The 20,076-nt window shown below is 67.6% G+C and carries 10 protein-coding genes; all 10 read left to right on the forward strand.

The window, feature by feature from the left end; translation table 11 throughout:
- Positions 1-14 precede the first annotated feature (14 nt).
- Positions 15-797, forward strand: a complete 783-nt coding sequence (locus GA645_RS12380; protein ID WP_152223139.1) for an efflux RND transporter periplasmic adaptor subunit — start codon at positions 15-17, stop codon at positions 795-797.
- Complete coding sequence (locus tag GA645_RS12385; protein WP_152223141.1) at positions 794-2,113, forward strand: efflux RND transporter periplasmic adaptor subunit; 1,320 nt, start codon at positions 794-796, stop codon at positions 2,111-2,113. Before GA645_RS12380 ends, GA645_RS12385 begins: the two co-directional genes overlap by 4 nt.
- Complete coding sequence (locus GA645_RS12390; RefSeq protein WP_178119527.1) at positions 2,110-4,206, forward strand: biotin/lipoyl-binding protein; 2,097 nt, start codon at positions 2,110-2,112, stop codon at positions 4,204-4,206. The genes GA645_RS12385 and GA645_RS12390 overlap by 4 nt, the downstream gene beginning before the upstream one ends.
- 25 nt (positions 4,207-4,231) lie before the next feature.
- Entirely contained in the window at positions 4,232-5,032 is an 801-nt protein-coding gene (locus GA645_RS12395) for an aspartyl/asparaginyl beta-hydroxylase domain-containing protein (protein ID WP_152223145.1), read from the forward strand.
- Entirely contained in the window at positions 5,020-6,036 is a 1,017-nt protein-coding gene (locus GA645_RS12400) for a sulfotransferase family protein (protein ID WP_152223147.1), read from the forward strand. The genes GA645_RS12395 and GA645_RS12400 overlap by 13 nt, the downstream gene beginning before the upstream one ends.
- 136 nt (positions 6,037-6,172) lie before the next feature.
- Positions 6,173-6,676 (forward strand): GNAT family N-acetyltransferase, encoded by a 504-nt coding sequence (locus GA645_RS12405; RefSeq protein ID WP_152223149.1) that lies wholly within the window; start codon positions 6,173-6,175, stop codon positions 6,674-6,676.
- Positions 6,673-6,993, forward strand: a complete 321-nt coding sequence (locus tag GA645_RS12410) for a hypothetical protein (RefSeq protein WP_152223151.1) — start codon at positions 6,673-6,675, stop codon at positions 6,991-6,993. The genes GA645_RS12405 and GA645_RS12410 overlap by 4 nt, the downstream gene beginning before the upstream one ends.
- Before the next feature lie 64 nt (positions 6,994-7,057).
- A complete protein-coding gene (locus GA645_RS12415) occupies positions 7,058-7,636 on the forward strand; it encodes a phage tail protein (protein ID WP_152223153.1) in 579 nt (192 codons plus the stop codon).
- Positions 7,637-7,743: 107 nt separating this feature from the next.
- Complete coding sequence (locus GA645_RS12420) at positions 7,744-8,607, forward strand: sulfotransferase (protein ID WP_152223155.1); 864 nt, start codon at positions 7,744-7,746, stop codon at positions 8,605-8,607.
- A 165-nt stretch (positions 8,608-8,772) separates the two neighbouring features.
- Positions 8,773-20,016, forward strand: a complete 11,244-nt coding sequence (locus GA645_RS12425; RefSeq protein WP_178119528.1) for an Ig-like domain-containing protein — start codon at positions 8,773-8,775, stop codon at positions 20,014-20,016.
- Positions 20,017-20,076 lie beyond the last annotated feature (60 nt).

The raw sequence follows: 20,076 nt of genomic DNA on the forward strand, positions 1-20,076 counted from the left end.
GGGGAGGGCGAGCGATGCGTGGATGGGCGTGGCTGGGATTAGGACTGTCGGTGTACGGAGCGTGCGCGGCTCAGGGTTCGGAGCAGGCCACGGATGATCCATTGCTGGCGGCGCCTCGATCGTCCGCCGCAGGGGCCGGGGATGTCCGTGGCGTGCTGCGGGCGAGGGACCAGGCGATGCTGTCCAGCGAGCTGTCCGGGCGCATCCTGGAAATGCCGTTCGCCGAGGGGCAGACCTTCCACAAGGGCGATGTGCTGGTGCGTTTCGACTGCTCCGCCTACCAGGCCCAGCTGAGCGCCGCGCAGGCCGGCGCCAAGGCGGCCAGCGAGCAGCTGGGACATAACCGCCAGTTGGCGGCATTGAACTCCGTGGGTCGTTTCGAGGTGGCGCTGGCCGAGGCGAAGCTCGCCGAAGCCCAGGCCCAGGCCCAGGTCTACAAGGTCCAGGTTGGCCGCTGCGCGGTGGTCGCACCCTTCGACGGCCAGGTGGTGCAGCGCAAGGCGCAACCCTTCGAGAGCGTTTCCGGCGGTGCGCCGCTGCTGGAGATCGTCGACAACCGCAGCCTGGAAATCCGTCTGCTGGTGCCCTCGCGCTGGGTGTCCCAGCTCAAGGTGGGGCAATCCTTCACTTTCGTTCCCGATGAGACCGGCCAGCCGTTGCAGGTCGAGGTCAAGCGCCTGGGCGCGCGGATCGACGAGGGCAGCCAGATGCTGCCGCTGATCGCTGCGCTGCCGGCCGACGCCAAGGGGCTGCTGGCCGGCATGAGTGGCACCGCGCGCTTCGCGGATGCGCCATGAACGCTCCTCAGGTCGGCATGCTGGAGCGCGTCTTCGCGCAGTTCCTCGGTCTTGAACAGCAGGCGCGAGCGGCTGCTACGGTGGAGCAGCTGGCCTATCACATGGTCAATGACTCGCAGGCGCTGTTCGGCTTCCGCCATGCGGCATTGCTGATCGCCGGCAAGGTCCGCGCGCTGACCGGGATCAGCGTGGTCGAGCCGAATTCACCCTTCGTGGCCTTCGTCGAGCAGGCCTGCGCGCAGTTGCAGACCCGGGGCGCACTGGGCACCGCCCGGCCCGTGGACTTCCAGGTTCTGGGCGCGCAGCAGCAGGCGGACTGGCAGGCGTTGTCCGCCGGCGAGGTGTTCTGGCTGCCGTTGCTGGATCGCCAGGGCGCCCTGTTTGGCGGCCTCTGGCTCGCCCGCGAGCAAGCCTGGAACGACGCGGAGCAGGCGCTGCTGACTCAGCTGGGCAACACCTATGCCCACGCCTGGCTGGCGCTTCAGCCGCGCAAGCCCTGGCGCCTGCGCTGGCCGAAGAAGAAGCTGCTGATGATCGCCGGCGGTCTCTGCCTGCTGCTGCTCGTGCCGGTGCGTCAGTCGGTACTGGCGCCGGCCGACGTGGTACCCCTGGGTGGGCGGGTGGTGGCCGCGCCGCTGGATGGCGTGATTGCCGAGTTCCTGGTCAAGCCCAATCAGACGGTGGCGGCCGGTGACTTGCTGGTGCGCTTCGATGCCACCAGCCTCAAGGCCCAGGCGGACGTCGCCGACCGCGCACTGGGTGTCGCCGAGGCGGAGCTGAAGACCAGTACCCAGCGGGCCTTCGCCGATGCCGAGTCGAGCGCCCGGGTCGACCTGCTGGCCGCGCGGGTGGAGCAGAAACGCGCCGAGCGCGATTACGCCCGGCAATTGTTGGCACGCAGCGAAGTGCGCGCCGAGCGGGCGGGTATCGCGGTGTTCGCCGACGCCGAGCGACTCACCGGCAAGCCGGTGCAGACCGGTGAGCGATTGATGCAGATTGCCGACCCGGCCCAGGCCGAGTTGCGTATCGAACTGCCCGTCGGTGATGCCATCTCCCTGGCGCCGGGGGCCGAAGTGGCGCTGTTCCTCGACAGCGACCCGCTGAACCGCCATGACGCAAAGCTGGAACGTGCCGCCTATGAGGCGCAGCCGACCGCGGCCGGGCAGCTTGCCTACCGGCTGGACGCGGCCTTCATGAACGCGCCGCCGCGCATCGGCCTGCGGGGCACCGCGAAACTCTTCGGTGATCGCGCGCCGCTGGCCTACTACCTGCTGCGCCGGCCCTTGGCCGCGCTGCGCCAGAGCCTGGGTCTGTGATGCTGCCAGCCCTGCGCCCCGACCTGCAGCTCTCGCCGGCCGCGCCCGGCCTGGACGGTGCGCCGCAATGGACCCTGGCCGACCCCTTGCGCGGGCGCTATTTCAAGCTCGGCTCCGCTGCCGTGCGGCTGTTGCGCCATTGGGCGCTGGGCGATCCGCAGCGCGTGCTGCAGGCGGCCAATGCCGAGCCCGGCCAGTTGCTGGGGGCTGCGGAGGTGGAAGAGATGCTGCGCTTCCTGCGCGGCCATGACCTGATCGCCGCTCTCGATGCGGAGCAGCGCGCCAGCTATGCGATGAAGGCGGCGGCGATGCGGCAGAGCCTGTGGCAGAAGGTGCTGCACCAGTACCTGTTCTTCCGCATCCCGTTGTGGCGTCCGGATGCCTTCCTCAATCGCGCGTGGCCGGTGCTGCAGCGCAACGGCGGTTGGCTGCTGCGCTGGGGGCTGCCGCTGGTGTTCGCCCTGGGCCTGTTCCTGGTGGCGCGGGACTGGCAGCGCTTCATCGCGACCTTTCCGCACCTGTTCAGCCTGGGTGGGGCGCTGGCGTTTGGCGTGGCCCTGGGTTTCGCCAAGCTCTGCCATGAGTTCGGCCATGCCTTCATGGCCAAGCGCGCCGGCTGCCGGGTGCAGAGCATGGGCGTGGCGTTCATGGTGATGCTGCCGATGTTCTACACCGACGTGAGTGATGCCTGGCGGGTCAGTGACCGGCGTTCGCGACTGCTGATCGGCGCCGGCGGCGTGCTCGCCGAGATGGTGCTGGCGGTGCTGGCATTGCTGGCGTGGTCGCTGTTGCCGGACGGCCCGGCGCGCACCTCGGCGTTCATGTTGGCCAGTGCCACCTGGGTCACCACGGTGCTGATCAACCTCAATCCGTTCATGCGCTTCGACGGCTACTTCCTGGTCAGTGACCTGCTCGGGGTGGAAAACCTGCAGGCCCGTGCCTTCGCCCTGTGCCGCTGGCGGCTGCGCGAGACCTTGTTCGGCTACGGCGAGCCGGCGCCGGAGCCCTGGTCGCCGGTCATGGAACGACGATTGCTGACCTGGGGCTTCGGCTCGTGGATCTGGCGCGCGGTGCTGTTCTTCGGTATCGCCCTGGCGGTGTATCACCTGTTCTTCAAGGTGCTGGGCATCTTCCTGATGCTGGTGGAGCTGGTCTGGTTCATCGGCCTGCCGATCTGGCGGGAGCTGCGCGAATGGTGGCAGCGGCGTGACCAGGCCGAGCCGCGCAAGGTGCTCTTGGTGGGCGTCGGCCTGCTGGCGCTGCTGGCATTGCTCGCCGTGCCCTGGCGGGCTTCGGTGGAGGTACCGGCGCTGCTGGAGGCTTCCCGCACCACGACGTTGCACGCACCCGTGGCGGGGCGGCTGAAGGCAGTGCTGGTTGCCGATGGCCAGGCGGTGGAGCAGGGCGCGTTGCTGCTGGAGCTGGAGTCCCCGGACCTGGAGGCGAAGCAGGCCATTGCCCGCCGCGAGATCGAAATCCTCCAGCTGCAACTGCGCCGGCAGGCGGCGCGCAGCGAGACCGTGGGCGATACCGGGATTCTCGAACAGCAGCTGGCCGAGGCCGTGGCCGAGTACCGGGGGCTGGCGGCGCAGCGCGAGCGCCTGCAGATCCGGGCGCCCCAGGCCGGCGTGGTGCGCGACCTGCTGCCCGACCTCGCGGTGGGGCGCTGGCTCAGTCCACGCGAGCTCCTGGCGCGGGTGGTGGAGCCGGGCCAGCGGTTGCGCGGCTATCTTGCCGAAGAGAATCTCTGGCGCGTGCAGCCCGGCGCCGAGGGTCGCTTCATCGCCGACGACCCGGCGCGCCCGGCGCTGGCGGTGCGTCTGGACGAGGTGGATGCCACCGGCGTCAGCTATCTGGAGCTGGAGGCGCTGGCCTCCGATCATTACGGACCCATTGCGGTGCGCCGCGACGAACAACGTCGTGCCGAGCCGGTGCAGGCCCAGTACGGCGTGCGGCTGAGCCAGCTGGACGCCGCCTTCCACCCGGCGCAGCCGTTGCGCGGCGTGGTGGTGCTGGACGGAGAAGGGCAGTCATTGCTCGGTAGCGTCTGGCGCCGGCTGGCAGCCCTTGGCGTCCGGGAAAGCGGCTTCTGAATCCCTCAAGGAGCAAGGACGTTCCATGACCGCTCGTTCGCTACCCCGCTGCTCGCGACTCGCCCTGGCGTTCGAGGTGCCGCCTTTGCTGGAGGCCCTGTCGCGGGTGGATGCCGGCGCCTGGCAGACGCATTTCAACACCGGCTACTACGAAGGCGACTGGAGCGGTATCGCCCTGGTCGCCCCCGAGGATGCTCCGCTGCCCCTGGCGCCCGGCCAGGGCGCGCCGGTGCGCAGCGGCTGGTGGCTCGGGGAGCCCGCCTGGGGCGCTCTGCTGGACCGCTTCCATACCGTCGTGCGCAGCGCGCGCCTGCTGCGGTTGGGGCCGGGCGCGCGCATCCACGAACATTGCGATCCTGACCTGGGGCAGCCCGATGGCGACCTGCGCCTGCACGTGCCGCTTCTGAGCCCGTCGGGTGTGGAGTTCCTGGTCGACGGTCTGCAGGTGCCGATGGTGGTTGGCGAATGCTGGTTCATCGATCTATCGCGGCCGCATCGGGTGGACAATCCGGGGCCCGGCGAGCGTATCCATCTGGTGCTGGACTGCGTACCCAACCCGTGGCTGCTCGGCCTGCTGGAGCAGGGGCTGGCGGGGACGCCGCCGTTGCAGCCGGGCAGGGCGGGGCAGGCGTTTGCCGCATTCCGCCAGCGGGTAGCGACTGAACCCGCCCTGGCGGCGGCATTGCAGGCGCTGGGCGATAGCCGCGACTTCCTGCGCGAGACCGTGCGCCTGGGCGCGGAACTGGGTCTGGTGTTTTCCGAGGCGGAGGTGCGCGGCGCCATGCACCAGGGGCGGCAGGCCTGGAGCGAGCAATGGCGAGCGTGACTCCTATGGACGATTTCAGCGGCTGGCTGCCGATTCGCGTCTGGCGGCAGGCCGGCGACTGGCGCGTGGATTGGTGCTGGTTCGGCGAGCGGCGGCTGGCCCGGCCGTTCTTCCGCGATGACGTGGACGATGCCCTGCGGTTGCCCTTCAACCAGGCATTCCGTCGCGAGACCGGCATCCAGGCTCTGTTCGATTGGCAGGCCGCCAGCCCTGGCCTGCAACCGGCGGCGCTGATCTTCCATGCTTCGCGCTGTGGCTCGACGCTGATGGCGCAGATGCTGGCGGCTCTGCCAGGCAATATCGTGCTGTCGGAGCCGCCGCCGCTGGACAGTCTGCTGCGCGCGCACTTTCTCGACGCTGCCGCGACCGATTGGCAGGGGCGCGGGGTCCAGGCGCTGCTGTCAGCCTATGGCCAGCGACGACTGGGGCTGGAGCAGCGGTTGCTGGTCAAGCTCGACGCCTGGAGCGTATTCGAGGCGCCGCTGCTGGCGGCGCTCTATCCGCAGGTGCCACGGATATTCCTGTACCGCGATCCGCTGGAGATCGTCGTCTCGCAACTGCGCCAGCCCGGCATGCATCGGGTGCCCGGCCTGCTCGGGCCCTCGGCACTGGACCAGCGGCTGCCGGGTGCCCAGGGCATGACGCCGTTGGAATACAGCTGCCGAATGATCGGCGAGATCTTCCAGGGTGGCCTGGAGCTGTGCCGTCGGCACGGCGGCATTGCACTGAACTACAGCGAATTGCCCGGCGCGCTGTGGGCGCGCTTGGCATCGCTGCTCGGCGTGGAGGACGAGGATCGGGCACCTTTGCAGGCTGTCGCCGCATTCGATGCCAAGCAGCCTTCGATGACGTTCAGCGCCGACGGCCAGGCGAAGCGCGAATCCGCCGGCGAGGATGTGCGACAGGCCGTGGAGCGCTGGGTGCGGGCGCCTTACCTGGAGCTGGAATCGCTCCGGCAGAAAGTAGGGTTTGGGAGTTTGGCCAGCTTTCATACAATTGTTTGAGAAATTTCGTACTCTGATGATGGTAAATGCTGGCGATTCGCCTTAGGCATCAGATATTCTCTCGCTGTTCTGGTCGGTTAAAAACAACAACGGATGTGCTCCCCGGGCGGGGAAGCCACAAGGATGCTCGGCCACCATGGCAACTCTCGAGTTGAACCTGCGTCCCATGGAGGATGCCGATCTGGCATTCCTGCGGGAGCTTTATGCCAGTACCCGCGCCGCCGAGATGGAGCGAATCCCGTGGGACAAGGCAACCAAGGATGCCTTTCTCACCCAGCAGTTCAACGCCCAGCACCAGTATTACCAGGCCCACTACGAAGGCGCCGATTTCTCCCTCATCTGCCACGATGACCAGCCTATAGGCCGGCTCTACGTCTTCCGCGGCCCGACGACCCACAACCTGATCGATATCTCGCTGATGCCGCAGTGGCACCGGCGCGGCATCGGCACGGGCTTCATCGCCGACCTGACCCGTGAAGCCGATGCCCTGGGTCGTTCGATCCGCCTGTTCGTCGAGCCGGAAAACCCCGCGCTCCGCCTCTATGAGCGCTTCGGTTTCAGGGAGACCGGGCGGCGGCAGCATTACCTGCAAATGAATCGCGAGGCCGTGGCGGCCTTGGCACAGGAGTCGCAGCCATGAGCGCGTTGCCCGGCCGGGAAGAGTTCCAGCGGTACCTCGAACAGGAATGGCAACTGGCCTGGGAGGGCGGCAGCCTGCCGGTGACCCTGGTGGAAGTGAACCAGGGCACGGCGATGAATGCGCGTTACGAATGCTTCAACCTGGTGTTCGCGCAACCCGCCGGCTACCAGATGCCGCAGCACACCTACAGCCTGCGCGGCCCGGACAATCAGCAATTGCCCGAGCTGCTGCTCTGCCCGATCGGCCCCGAGGAGGACGGCGAGCGCCATCTGCTCCAGGCGGTGTTCCACCTTCGCAGGCCAACCCAGAGTCCGTGACATAGTCCCGCGCAGCGATGCGCTCTCTGCCGCACAGAATCGGCACCCGCAAGGAGCAACTGTAATGAGTGATCCGTTCATTGGCGAAATCCGTATGCTCGCGTTCAACTTTGCCCCCCGTGGCTGGGCGCTCTGCCAGGGACAAACGCTGGGCATTGCGCAGAACGCCGCGCTGTTCTCCTTGTTGGGGACCACCTATGGCGGCAATGGCGTCTCCACCTTCCAGCTTCCCAACCTGAGCGGGCGTACCCCGCTGGGCGCCGGCAACGGTCCGGGGCTGCCTCCGGTGGTCCAGGGCGAGGTGGGCGGCACGCCCACGGTTACCCTGAACTTGAACCAGATGCCGATTCACAACCACGTCGCCAGCGGCACCAGCAGCATGAATGTCGGCGGCACCCCGGCGAGCCCGGCACTGGCGCCTACGGCAACCAACAACATCCTGGGTGGTTCCGTCGGTGGGTCGCCCCAGGCCGCGGCCATCTGGTCCAGCGAACTGAGCGGCCCCGTGGCGCTGGGCAACCCGATATCCACCAGCGTTACAGTCCAGAATGCCGGGGGCAGCCAGCCCGTCAGCATCCAGAGCCCCTACCTGGGCATGAACTTCGCGATTGCCCTGGAAGGTGTGTTCCCGTCGCGCAACTGATGCCCTGCACGGGGCGCCGATGAGCGTGCGGGCGGGGAGCGCGGCAGCGTTTCCCGCCCACGACGGCACGCATCGACGGCCCGCCAGGCGAGAACAACGAGCTGCCAATGGCCAACTCCGCACCCAGCTTCCATTTCATCTCCGGGCTGCCGCGCTCGGGCTCCACGCTGCTGGCAGCCTTGCTCCGGCAGAATCCGCGCTTCCATGCGGGGATGACCAGCCCAGTGGGGAGCCTGTTTTCGGCGCTGCTCAATCAATTCAGTGCCGACAGCGAGTTCGGCCCGGTGGTCACCCAGGAGCAGCGCAAACGGATGCTCAGCGGACTGTTCGGCAACTACTACGCCGACCAGGTCGGCAAGGATGTGGTCTTTGATACCAACCGGCAGTGGTGCGCGAAGCTTCCGGCACTCCTCGATCTGTTCCCCCAGGCCAAGGTGATCGCCTGCGTGCGCAACGTCGCCTGGGTCATGGACAGCATCGAGCGCCTGTACCGCGCCAACCCCTACGAGAACACCAAGCTGTTCAACGACGACGCCGAGCGCAATACCGTCTACAGCCGGGTGGACACCCTGGCCCAGCGCAACCGCCTGGTGGGTTTCGCCTGGGCGGCGCTGAAGGACGCGTACTACGGCGAGCACGCCAACTCGCTGCTGCTGGTGGAGTACGACCTGCTGGTGACGCAGCCGGAGAAGGTGCTGCGACTGGTCTACGAGTTCCTCGGCGAGACCTGGTTCGAGCATGACTTCGAGCAGGTCGAGTACGACGCTCCGGAGTTCGACCAGGCGCTGGGGCTCAAGGGGCTGCACAAGGTGCGGCCGAAGATCGAGGCGACGGCGCGGCGCACCATCCTGCCGCCGGACCTGTTCGAGCAGTACGCGCAACTGGATTTCTGGAAGGACTCGCAGAACAGCGAGGCCAATGTGATCAGGACTGCCCGGAACGCCCGGGCCATCGACAACGGCAACGACTGACGACATCACGGGTCGCGCCGGGTGCTCCACGAGACGAGGGACAGGGACATGGGCTGGGGAAAATCCAAACGGGCAGGTGCAGGCAAGCAGGAACAATCGCCGAAGTCGGCGCTTTCCGGCCGGCCCCCATTGTCTCAGCCGCTGATCAGTGCGCTGGAGCCGCGCATGATGTTCGACGGCGCGGTCGCCGCCACGGTCGCCACGGATGTGGCGAGCTCCACCCCGACGGCCGATGCCTCGCACGCGGCCACGGGCGCCGACAACAGCCATGCCGCCGGCAACAACGACAATACCCAGGGTACTTCGAGCAACAGCGCGAGCCATGCCCAGGGCAGCGCTGACAACACCCAGGCACCCGCGGCCGACTCCAGGCAGGCCGCGCAGGACATTTCCAAGGCAGGCCCGGTGGCTGACAGCCACGGCGGCGTGCGCAAGGAAGTGGTGTTCGTCGACACCCGGGTGCCGGATTACCAGACCCTGCTCAAGGACATTTCGCCGGACGCCGAAGTGGTGCTGCTCAGTACCGACAAGGATGGCGTCCAGCAGATCGCCGATGCCCTGGCCGGGCGGCACGACATCGACGCCATCCATATCATTTCCCACGGCGATTCCGGCGTACTGCTGCTGGGCAACGGGCCGCTGTTCGAGGGCAACCTGGCCCGGTACAGCACGCAATTGCACGACATTGGCCAGGCGCTGACCGCCGATGGCGACATCCTGCTCTACGGCTGCGACGTGGGGGCGGGCACTGCGGGTCGCGATTTTCTTTCGCAACTGGCCGGGATCACCGACGCCGACATCGCGGCCTCCACCGACGCCACCGGCGGTTCGGCCAAGGGCGGCAACTGGGACCTGGAGATCGCCACGGGCGCGATCGCGGCCAGCCACGCGCTGGACCTCGCGCGCCTGGACAGCTACGACCACCTGCTGGTCACCACCAGCGTCAGCAGCCTTACGGCGCTGAAGGCCGCCATCGCCACCGGCAATGGCGATGGCGTCGACGACCTGATCACCATCACCGGCGACATCACCTTTACGTCGGCGGCCGACACGATTTCGATCAATGTCACCGACGGCCACACGATGCAGATCGTCGGGGGCGGCCACAGCCTGGACGGCGCCAATCAGGCAGGGGTGCTGAAGGTGGCCACCTCCGGCGCCGGCTCCAAGGTGCTGATCGACAACATCGTCATCAAGAACGGCCTGATCGTCGGCAAGGGCGCCAACGAAAGCGCCAGCGCCACGGACAGCCTCGGCGCGGGCATTTATAACAGCGGCGTGCTGACCATCACCAACAGCACCATCACCGGCAACAAGGCGTCGGGCGGTGGGGGTGGTGGTGGTGACGTGGGTGTCGCCTATGCCGGTGGTGGCGGCGGCGGCGGTGGTTTCGGTACCACCTCGGGAGGTACAGGGGGAGCCAGTACTGGAGCCTTTGTGCCGGCGACATCGCCGTCGGGTATCACAGGAGGCAACGGCGCGGGAGCTAATGCCAGCTTTGGTGGCCGAGGGGGCGGAGTGAGTGGCGGTCAAGGTGGCAGCTACTCCGGCGGCATCAATAGCTTTGGGTACACCGTGGGTGGTACAGGGGGGACGGCAAGTAACGGCTCCGCCAGCATCGGTGGGGGCGGCGGTGGCGCTGGCGCCTCCGCGGCGGGCGGGATCGGCGGGGCGGCTGTCGGCGGGATCTACAACACCAGTACTGGCATCCTGACCATCACCGGTTCCACCATCACCAACAACCTCGGGGCCGGCGGTGGCGGTGGTGGCGGCGTTTCCGCCTATCAGACGGGTTACGCACACACAGGCAATGGCGGCACCGGTGGTGCCGGTGTGGGAGCCCTCTGGAATGCCGGCGGTAATGTCCGGATGGACGCGGCGACCGCCAGCACCCTCTCGATCGGCAACGCGGGGGCGGGCGGTACCGGCGGTAATGCGGTGAACGGTGGCAGCAACGGCGCTACGGGAAACTCGAAATCAACCATCGAGACCACCGGTGGCGGCACCACCGATACCACCTTCGTGCCCAACGCCACCCCCACCCTGGGCAATCTCAACGGCGACAGCGTGGCCTGGGCCGGCGTCGGCAACAGCGTTGTGCTGGACGTAGGCACCAACGCCGCCGTCGGCGATGCCGAATTCGGCGCCCTCAACGGCGGCCTGGGCAACTGGTCGGGTGCGTCCCTGGCCGTGCAGCGCCAGGGCACCGCTGTCAGCAGCGATACCTTCGGATTCCTGCTCGCGGGTGCGAGCTTCACGGTCAACGGCGCCAACCTGCAGTCCGGCGGCGCGACCTTCGCCAGCTTCACCAATGTCGGCGGCGTGCTGACCATCAATTTCAACAGCAGTGCAACCACGGCGACCACCGCGCTGGTGCGGGACGTCGTGCAGCACATCACCTACCGCAGCGACACTCCTGCGGGCGACGCGAACGTCAGTGTTGCCCTGAGCGATGGCAACACCGCCGTCACCGCCAACGTCGTGGTCACCAGCGACACCATCTACGTCACCAACACCAGCGATGTGGGCACCATCAATCCGAGCGATGGCGTGGGCCTGCGTGAGGCGATCGCCATCGCCGCGGCCGATTCGACCGGGACGCAGACCATCGTTTTCAGCAGTGCCCTGAGTGGCCAGACCATCACCCTGGGCAGTGGCCTGAACCTGGGTGAAAGCCTGGTGTTCAATGCCGATTCGTCTACCGGCCTCACCATCAGCGGCAGCACCATCACCCTGGGCAATGGCACGACCCTGACCTTCAGCAATGCCTTCGGCACGGTTGGCATCGCCAGCACCTTGGCCGGCAGCGGCTCGCTGAACAAGGCCGGCGCCGGCACACTGGTGCTGAGCAGCGCGAGCAACGAAGCGAGCATGTCCGGCGGCATGACCGTCAGCGGCGGCACCCTGCAGATCAGCGACGACAACTACCTGTCCTCCGGCACCCTGACCCTCGACGGCGGCAGGCTGACCAACAACGCCACTGGTTTCACCATCGACAACGCCATCGTGCTGGGTGCCGGCGGTGGCACCATCAACGTCGGCGGTGGCGCTGGAGCGACCTCGCTGGTGCTCTCAGGCATCATTTCCGGTACCGGCACCCTGACCAAGAACGGCCAGGCAATCCTCGAACTGAGCGGCAACAACACCTACAGTGGCCTCACCGACGTCCAGAGCGGCACCCTGATCCTGTCCCACGCGAACGCCCTGGGCACCACCGCGGGCTCCACCAACGTGACCAGTGGCGCCACCGTGCGCATCGCCGGTGCCCTGACCGTGGCCGAATCCTTCACCATCGCCGGTACCGGCACGACGGTTTCCAGCGTCAATTACGGCGCCCTGCACCTGGTCAGCGGCAGCAGCGCCTTGAGCGGCACCGTCACCTTCAACAGCGATGCCGACATCAGTGCAGCCAGCGGAAGTACGCTGACCCTCAGCGGCGCGCTGAGTGGCAGCTCCAACCTCAACAAGACGGATGCCGGGACGCTGGTGCTGAGCAACACGGCCAACGAGGCGGGCATGAGCGGCGGCATGACCGTCAGCGCGGGCACGCTGAGCATCGGCGCAGACGATAACCTGTCCAGCGGCACCCTGACGCTGGCGGGGGGAACCCTGGCCGCCAGCGGGTCGACGACGGTCGACAACGCGGTGACGCTGACCGCCGCATCGACCATCAGCGCCGCCGGCAACCTCGCCCTCAGTGGCGTGCTCAGCGGCAGCGCCGCGCTGACCAAGTCCGGCGCCGGCACGCTGACCCTGTCCGGCAGCAACACCCTCAGTGGCGCAGTCTACCTCAGCGCCGGCGGCCTGACCCTCAGTGGTGGCTCGGCGATTGGCGACGGCAGCGCGGTGACCGTGACGTCCGGCACCACGCTGACCCTGGCCAGCGCCGAAACCATCGGCTCGCTGGCCGGTTTGGGCAGCGTGGTGCTCAACGCCCAACTGACTACCGGCGGCGACAACACCAATACGACCTATTCCGGGGTGATCTCCGGCGCGTCCGGCCTGACCAAGGCCGGCAGCGGTACGATGACGCTGACCGGCAACAACCTCTTCACCGGCGCCGTCTCGGTGTCCGCTGGCGGTCTGACCCTCAACCGCGTGGGCGGTGCGCTGAGCGACAGCGCGAGCGTGACGGTGGCGTCCGGCGCGACCCTGACGATCTCAGCCGACGAGGCAATCGACAGCTTGTTCGGCGCCGGCACGGTGGCGTTGGGTGGCCAGAGTCTGATGGTCGGCGTCAACGGCGCGAGCAGCAACTTCAGCGGTTCCATCACAGGATCCGGCGCCTTGGTCCAGGACGGCACCGGCACCCTGACGCTGTCGGGCGCCAACAGTTCCCAGGGCTGGGCGACGCGGGTGTACGACGGCACGCTGGCGATCGCCAATGCCGGCAACATCGGTACCGGCGCGATCGAGTTGAACGGCGGCACGCTGTCGATCAGCAACGACATGACCCTCGCCAACACGATCACCCTGAGCGGCGCTGGTGGCACCCTGAGCGTGGCTGCCGGCAAGGCCGTCGGTCTCTCCGCGTCGAACACTGGCACGGGCGGCCTGACCAAGGCTGGCAGCGGCACGCTGACGCTCTCGGGCAGCAACAACTACCTGGGTACCACGACCGTATCCGCCGGTACCCTGTCGGTCACCGGCAGCACGGCCAGTGCGACCACAGTGGCCAGCGGCGCCACCCTGGCCGGTAGCGGCACCCTGGGCGGCAACGTCACGGTACAGGGCGGCGGCACGCTGTCTCCGGGCATCGGTGGCGTCAACAACGGTGTCGGCACCCTTACCCTCAACGGCAACCTGCAGATGAATGCGGGCAGCACCCTGGCGCTGGATATCAACGGCACCACGGCCGGCACCGGCTACGACCAGCTGCTGGTCAATGGCGCGGTCGACGTCACCGGCGCCACCCTGGCGGCGACCCATGGCTATGTCCCCGACAGCGGCGACAGCTACAACGTCATCGTCAACGACGGGGCCGATGCGGTGACCGGCAGCTTCAGCGGCCTGGGCGAAGGCGCGGTCCTCACCGCCGGCGGCGATGGCACGCCGCTCACCGTCAGCTACCTCGGTGGTACCGGCAACGACATCACCCTGACCGCGCCGATCAACGCAGCGCCGGTGCTCGGCAACCTGGGGGGCGACAGCGTCACCTTCACCCAGGGCAGCGGTTCCATCCTGCTCGATGGCGGCAGCGATGCCACGCTCACCGACAGCGACTCGCCCGATTTCAATGGCGGCAGCCTCCATGTGTCCATCGTCGCCAACGGTGTGTCGACCGAAGATGTGCTCGGCATTCGCAACCAGGGGACCGGGGCGGGGCAGATCGGCGTGTCCGGCGCCAATGTCACCTACCAAGGCACGGTCATCGGCAGCGTTGCCGGCGGCACCGGCGGCAGCGATCTGGTGGTCAGCTTCAATGCCAACGCCACGGCCGCGGCGGTGCAGGCGCTGCTGCGCAATCTCAGCTACGACAACAGCAATGCGAGCAACGCTATCGGCCAGTCGGCGCGTACCGTCCGCGTGACGGTGAACGACGGCGACAGTTCCTCCACCAGCCATGCCGATGTCACGGTGGCGGTCATCGAAACCGTGCCGCCCACGGCGACCATCGTGGTGGCCGACACCAGCCTGTTGGCGGGCGAGAGCAGCACCGTCACCATTACCTTCAGCGAGGCGGTGACCGGGCTGGACCTCGGTGACTTCACGGTGTCTCACGGCACCCTGAGCAACCTGAGCACGCTGGACAACATCACCTGGACCGCAACCCTGACCCCGAGCGCCAACTTCCAGGGTGGCAGCAGCCATATCTCGCTGAACAACGCGGGCTACACCGACCAGGCCGGCAATGCGGGCGTCGGCACCACCGACTCCAACAACTACGCCATCGATACCCTGCGTCCCAGCGCCACCATCGTCATGAACCACAGCGCCCTGGCGGTTGGCGAGACCGCGACCGTCACCATCACCTTCAACCGGGCGGTGACGGGGCTGGACATGACTGACTTCACGGTGCAGAACGGCACGCTGGGCAACCTGAGCACCTCGGACAACATCGTCTGGACCGCCACCTTTACTCCGGCGGCCAACATCGAGGCCGGCAGCAACGTCATCACCCTGGCCAACAGCGGGGTGGCCGATGCGGTCGGCAATGTGGGCGTCGGCAGCACCAGCTCCAGCAACTACAGCATCGATACCCTGCGTCCGACGGCGACCATCGTGGTCACCAATACCTCCCTTGCGGTGGGCGGGACCAGCACCGTCACCATTACCTTCAGCGAGGCGGTCCTCGGGCTTACCACCGCCGACTTCACGGTGGCCCACGGAACCCTGAGCAACCTCAGCTCCAGCAATGGCGGCATCACCTGGACAGCGACCCTGACGCCGACCGCGGGCATCGTCAGCGCGACCAATCTCATCACCCTGGACAATACCGGGGTGTTCGATGGCGCCGGCAATACCGGCGCTGGCACGACGAGCTCCAACAGCTACGTGGTCGATACCGAGGCGCCGGTCAATGGCGTGCCGGGCGGCCAGATCACCAATACCGTCACGCCGCTGGTGTTCAGCAGCGCCAACGGCAATGCCATCACCGTGAGTGATGGCGGCCAACTGACGGTGGTGGTCTCCGTGGCGGGCGGCGCCCTGAACGCCAATGCCGGCGGCACGGCGGTCATCACGGGTAACGGCAGCGGCAGCGTCACCCTCAGCGGTACGGCCGCCGAGGTGAACGCGGCGCTGGACGGCCTGACCTATACCCCGGATGGAGCGGGCGCCCGCAACATCAGCCTGCAGTCCACCGATTCGGTCGGCAACAGCGATACCGACCTGGTGGCGGTAACGGTCAACAACTCCACCCTGGTGGTCACCTCCGACCTCGATACCGGCGCCGACCAGAGCACTGGCGCCAGCTTCGCCGCCGACCAGGCCGACGGCAACGGCCTGAGTATCCGCGAAGCCCTGTTCTGGGCGCGCGGGGGCGACACCATCACCTTCGACCTGAACGGCGCGCTGGCCGGCAGCCAGGGCGGCACCATCATCCTCAATGGCGCCCAGCTCGACATCAATTACAGCAACCTGAAGATCGACGGCGACCTCAACCACGATGGCGTCGCCGACGTGACCATTTCCGGCAACCACGCCAGTCGCGTGATGGCGGTGGGGGTGAGCGTCACCGGCGTCGAAATCACCGGGCTGACGTTGACCCAGGGTGTTACCGGCGGCGGCGGTGGTGGCCTGTACGTCAGCTCTGGCAGCAGCCTGACCCTCCGCGATTCGGTGATCAGCAACAATACCGACACGGGCGGCGGCGGTGGCGGCCTGTACGCCACCGCCTCCACGGTGACCGTGATCAACTCCACCATCAGCGGCAATACCAGCAACACCTTTGGTGGCGGCATCCGGGTGGTATCCAACAACGGCGCGCTCAACCTGATCAACAGCACGGTGAGCGGCAACACCACCACCGGCACGGGCGCCCACGGTGGCGGCCTGCAGTTCGGCGGCAGCAATCCGCTGGTCATCATCAACAGCACCTTCAGCGGTAACGCCGCGCTGGGCGCCAGTTCCTTCGGGGGCGGTATCCGCATCACCAGCGGCACCGCCTTCCTCTACAACGTCACGGTGGTCGGCAACGCCGCCACGAGCACCGGTGGCGGCATCAACGCCAGCGGTAGCGAAACCTTCGTCAACGTCGTGGCTGCCGGGAACACCTCGGGCGCCGGCGCCAGCGCGGCCGTGGGCGGCTCCCCGCTGGCCACCGGCGGTAGCGCCGACGACGTGGACGGCACGGTCGAAACCGCCACCAACAGCTTCTTCGGCTCCAACGTCAGCATTGGCGTAGCCACCGGCGTACTGAACAACCAGGGCACTGCCGGCCTGCTGCTGGGCAACCTGGCCAACAACGGCGGCACGGTGCTCACCCACAAGCCCCAGGCGGGCAGTGCGCTGCTGCATGCCGGCAGCAGTGCCGCGCTGCCGGCCGACACCTTCGACCTGGATGGCGACGGCAATACCAGCGAGGCATTGCCGATCGATGCGATCGGCAATGTGCGGGCAGCGGGGAGTGCCGTCGACATCGGCGCGGTACAGGCCAACGCGGCCCCGGTACTGGGCGGCCTGACGGGCGGCGGCAGCTATACCGAAGGCGGCGCCGCCATCGTGATCGATACCGCTGTGAGCGTTTCCGACGCAGATCTCGACGCGCTCAACGGCGGCGTTGGCGACTACAGCGGGGCATCGCTGCTGGTGGTGCGCCAGGCAGGCGCCAATGCCAGCGACCTGTTCGGTTTCCTCGCGGGGAACGGCATCACCCGAGTGGGCAATACCCTGGTCAAGAACGGCCAGGTGATCGCCAGCTTCGATACCAGCATCGCCGGCCAGCTGACCCTGACCTTCACCCACGCAAACGGCCAGACGCCAACCAGCGCCGATGTGAACCACATCCTCCGGCAACTGACCTACGCCAACGCCTCCGACGACCCGGTCGCCAGTGTCACCCTCAACTGGACCTTCGCCGACGACCAGGGCGCCACTTCACAGGGCAGCAGCCTGGTCAACCTGGTGGCGGTCAACGATGCGCCCGTGGTGAGCGCCACCGGCGGCAACCCCACCTACACCGAGAACGGCAGCGCGGTAGACCTGTTCAGCGGCGTCAGCCTCGACACCGTGGAAGCCGGCCAGAGCATCATCGGACTGACCTTCACGGTCAGCGGCCTGACCGACGGCGCCAGCGAGATCCTGCGCATCGACGGTACCGATATCGCCCTGGTGCACGGCGCCAACGGGCTGACCTCGGGCTCCGGCATCGCCTACAGCGTCAGCGTCGTCGGCGGCACCGCCAGCATTACCTTGACCCATGCGGGCCTGAGCGCCGCCAGCGCACAGGGCGTCATCGATGCGATGAGCTATCGCAACAGCAGCGAGGCACCCGGCACCGGCACCCGCAGCGTGTCCCTGGTCAGCGTTCGCGATAGCGGTGGAACGGCGAATGGCGGGGTGGATACCACCCACGTTGCGATCACCGCCAACGTCGCGGTTGTCGCGGTCAACGATGCGCCCAGCATCAGCGCGCCCGGCAGCATCGCGGTCATCGAGGACACGCCGCAGTCGCTGAGCGGCATCTCCTTCGCCGATGCGGATGCCGGCAACCACAGTGTCAGCGTGCACTTCAGCGTTGCCAGCGGCACCCTGGGCGCCAGCGGCGGCGCGGGTGTCGCCGTGTCCGGCTCGGGCACCGGCAGCCTGACGCTGGTGGGCAGCATCGCCGACATCAACGCCTTCATCGCCGCCAACCGCCTTAGCTTCACGGGCGCCGCCAATGCCAACGGCAATGTCACGCTCAGTATCGGCATCGACGACGGCGGCAACACCGGTACGGGCGGGACGCTGACCGACAGCGCCACTGTCACCCTGGCCGTGAGCGCGGTGAACGACGCACCGGTGAACAGCGTACCGGGCACCCAGAGCCTGGATCAGGACGGCACGCTGGTATTCAACGCCGGCAATGGCAATCGCATCAGCATCAGCGATGTGGACGTCGGCAGCGGCAACCTGCAGGTGACCCTCACGGCCAGCCATGGCGTGCTCACCCTGGGCAACCTGGCGGGCCTGAGCTTCATCACCGGCGATGGCACGGCGGACGCCACCCTGATCTTCACCGGCAGCCTGGCGGACATCAACAACGCCCTGAACGGCCTGACCTTCAAGCCCACCAGCGGCTACAACGGCCCGGCCGGCCTGCAGATCAGCACCAGCGACCTGGGCAACAGCGGCAGCGGCGGTGCCCTGGTCGACAGCGACAGCATCGGCATCACCGTCGAACCGCTCAATCCGCTGGTCACCCACATCGGCGTCGGCAACCCGAACGGCAGCTACCACCTGGGCGACGTCATCACCGTCACCGTCACCTTCGACCAGAATGTGATGGTCGATACCCGTGGCGGTGTGCCCACGCTGCTGCTGGCGACCGGGCTGGTCGATCGCGGGGCGGTCTACCTGTCCGGCTCGGGCAGCAAGACGCTGACCTTCCTCTACACCGTGCAGGCCGGTGACCTCAGCGCGGACCTGAACCAGCAGTCCAGCGGCGCTCTGGCGCTGAACGGCGGCAGCATCCGCAACGCCGGCAACCGGGACGCCATCCTGACCCTGCCGGCACCCGGCGGCGCGGACTCCATTGCCGCGCAGCACGACATCGTCGTCGATGGCGTCGAGCCGACTGTCAGCAGCGTCACGGTGCCGGCCAACGGGACCTATGTGGCGGGGCAGAACCTCGACTTCACCGTCAACCTCAGCGAAGCGGTGACCGTCGACACCCGTTCCGGTACGCCGCTGCTCGCGATCACCCTGGACGGTGGCCGTACGGTCTTTGCGCAGTACATCAGTGGCTCGGGAAGCTCCGCCCTGGTCTTCCGCTACACCGTCCAGCCTGGCGACAACGATGCCGATGGCATTCAGGTGGCCGGCCTGTCGGCCAATGGCGGACGCCTGAGCGATGCCGCCGGCAACGCGCTGGATCCGAGCCTGCACCAGGTCGGCGACAGCCATGCGGTGCTGGTCGATACCCGTGCGCCCAGCGCTACCAGCGTGGTGCGTCTCGACGCGTCGCCGACCAGCGCCAAGTCAGTGGACTTCCTGGTGAGCTTCGACGAGGACGTACGCGGCGTGGACAGCGCCGACTTCTCCGTGACCACCAGCAACTCGGCCAAGGGCAGCGTGCTCGCGGTGACCCAGGTGGACGCCAGAACCTGGCGTGTCACCGTCGGCGACATCAGCGGCCAGGGCAGCCTGGGCCTGACGGTGAACGCCGGCGGGATCAGCGATGCGGCCGGCAACCTGCTGGCGCAGGCCGTAAGCGGCGACCGCTATGTCATTGGCTCCAACTCCGATGGCGACCCGCAGTTCCGCATCACCACACCCTCGGTGTCGCCGCTGCCGTCGCCGACACCGCTGCAGCCGAAGGTGCCGGTGCTGGTGGCACCGCCCACCGTTTCGCCGGTGCTGCCGCCCTCGCTGTTCGAACCGCCGAGCCTGGGTGGCATGCCGCCGCTGGGCAGCATCTTCAGTCGCAACGGCGCACCCGCGCAGAGTTTCCTGGCCCAGGTGTTCGGCAACGCCGGCTTTGGTGACGGAAGCGCCCGAGGCTTCCTCGGCTTTGGCGGCGGCGACGCCGGGGTGTTCGGCAACAGCACGCTGTCGGGCCTGTTCAACCGCGATGGCTTCGACGACAGCACGCCGTTGAAGGTCTTCGAGCGTCGCAGCGCTGACATCGACCAGGGGCTGCGCGGCATCTTCGGCGCACCGACCCTGGCCCAGCAACTGCAGCAGATCCAGGAAACAGAACAACAACCGATGCGCGACCTGGCCTGGGCGCTAGGGCAGATTGCCCAGGACCGCGAAGCATCCTGATGACCATTGCACAGCACGTCGCACACAGAGCTACAAAAAGCCGTAACCAGGGGGACGGCC

Origin of the sequence: Pseudomonas sp. SCB32 (assembly GCF_009189165.1) — a bacterium.
GTDB lineage: Bacteria > Pseudomonadota > Gammaproteobacteria > Pseudomonadales > Pseudomonadaceae > Pseudomonas.

Excerpts from the sequence above, each read along its gene's own strand:
- GA645_RS12380 (WP_152223139.1), top strand. The coding sequence starts at position 15 with ATGCGTGGATGGGCGTGGCTGGGATTAGGACTGTCGGTGTACGGAGCG.
- GA645_RS12385 (WP_152223141.1), top strand. The coding sequence starts at position 794 with ATGAACGCTCCTCAGGTCGGCATGCTGGAGCGCGTCTTCGCGCAGTTC.
- GA645_RS12395 (WP_152223145.1), top strand. The coding sequence starts at position 4,232 with ATGACCGCTCGTTCGCTACCCCGCTGCTCGCGACTCGCCCTGGCGTTC.
- GA645_RS12400 (WP_152223147.1), top strand. The coding sequence starts at position 5,020 with ATGGCGAGCGTGACTCCTATGGACGATTTCAGCGGCTGGCTGCCGATT.
- GA645_RS12405 (WP_152223149.1), top strand. The coding sequence starts at position 6,173 with ATGGCAACTCTCGAGTTGAACCTGCGTCCCATGGAGGATGCCGATCTG.
- GA645_RS12410 (WP_152223151.1), top strand. The coding sequence starts at position 6,673 with ATGAGCGCGTTGCCCGGCCGGGAAGAGTTCCAGCGGTACCTCGAACAG.
- GA645_RS12415 (WP_152223153.1), top strand. The coding sequence starts at position 7,058 with ATGAGTGATCCGTTCATTGGCGAAATCCGTATGCTCGCGTTCAACTTT.
- GA645_RS12420 (WP_152223155.1), top strand. The coding sequence starts at position 7,744 with ATGGCCAACTCCGCACCCAGCTTCCATTTCATCTCCGGGCTGCCGCGC.
- GA645_RS12425 (WP_178119528.1), top strand. The coding sequence starts at position 8,773 with ATGATGTTCGACGGCGCGGTCGCCGCCACGGTCGCCACGGATGTGGCG.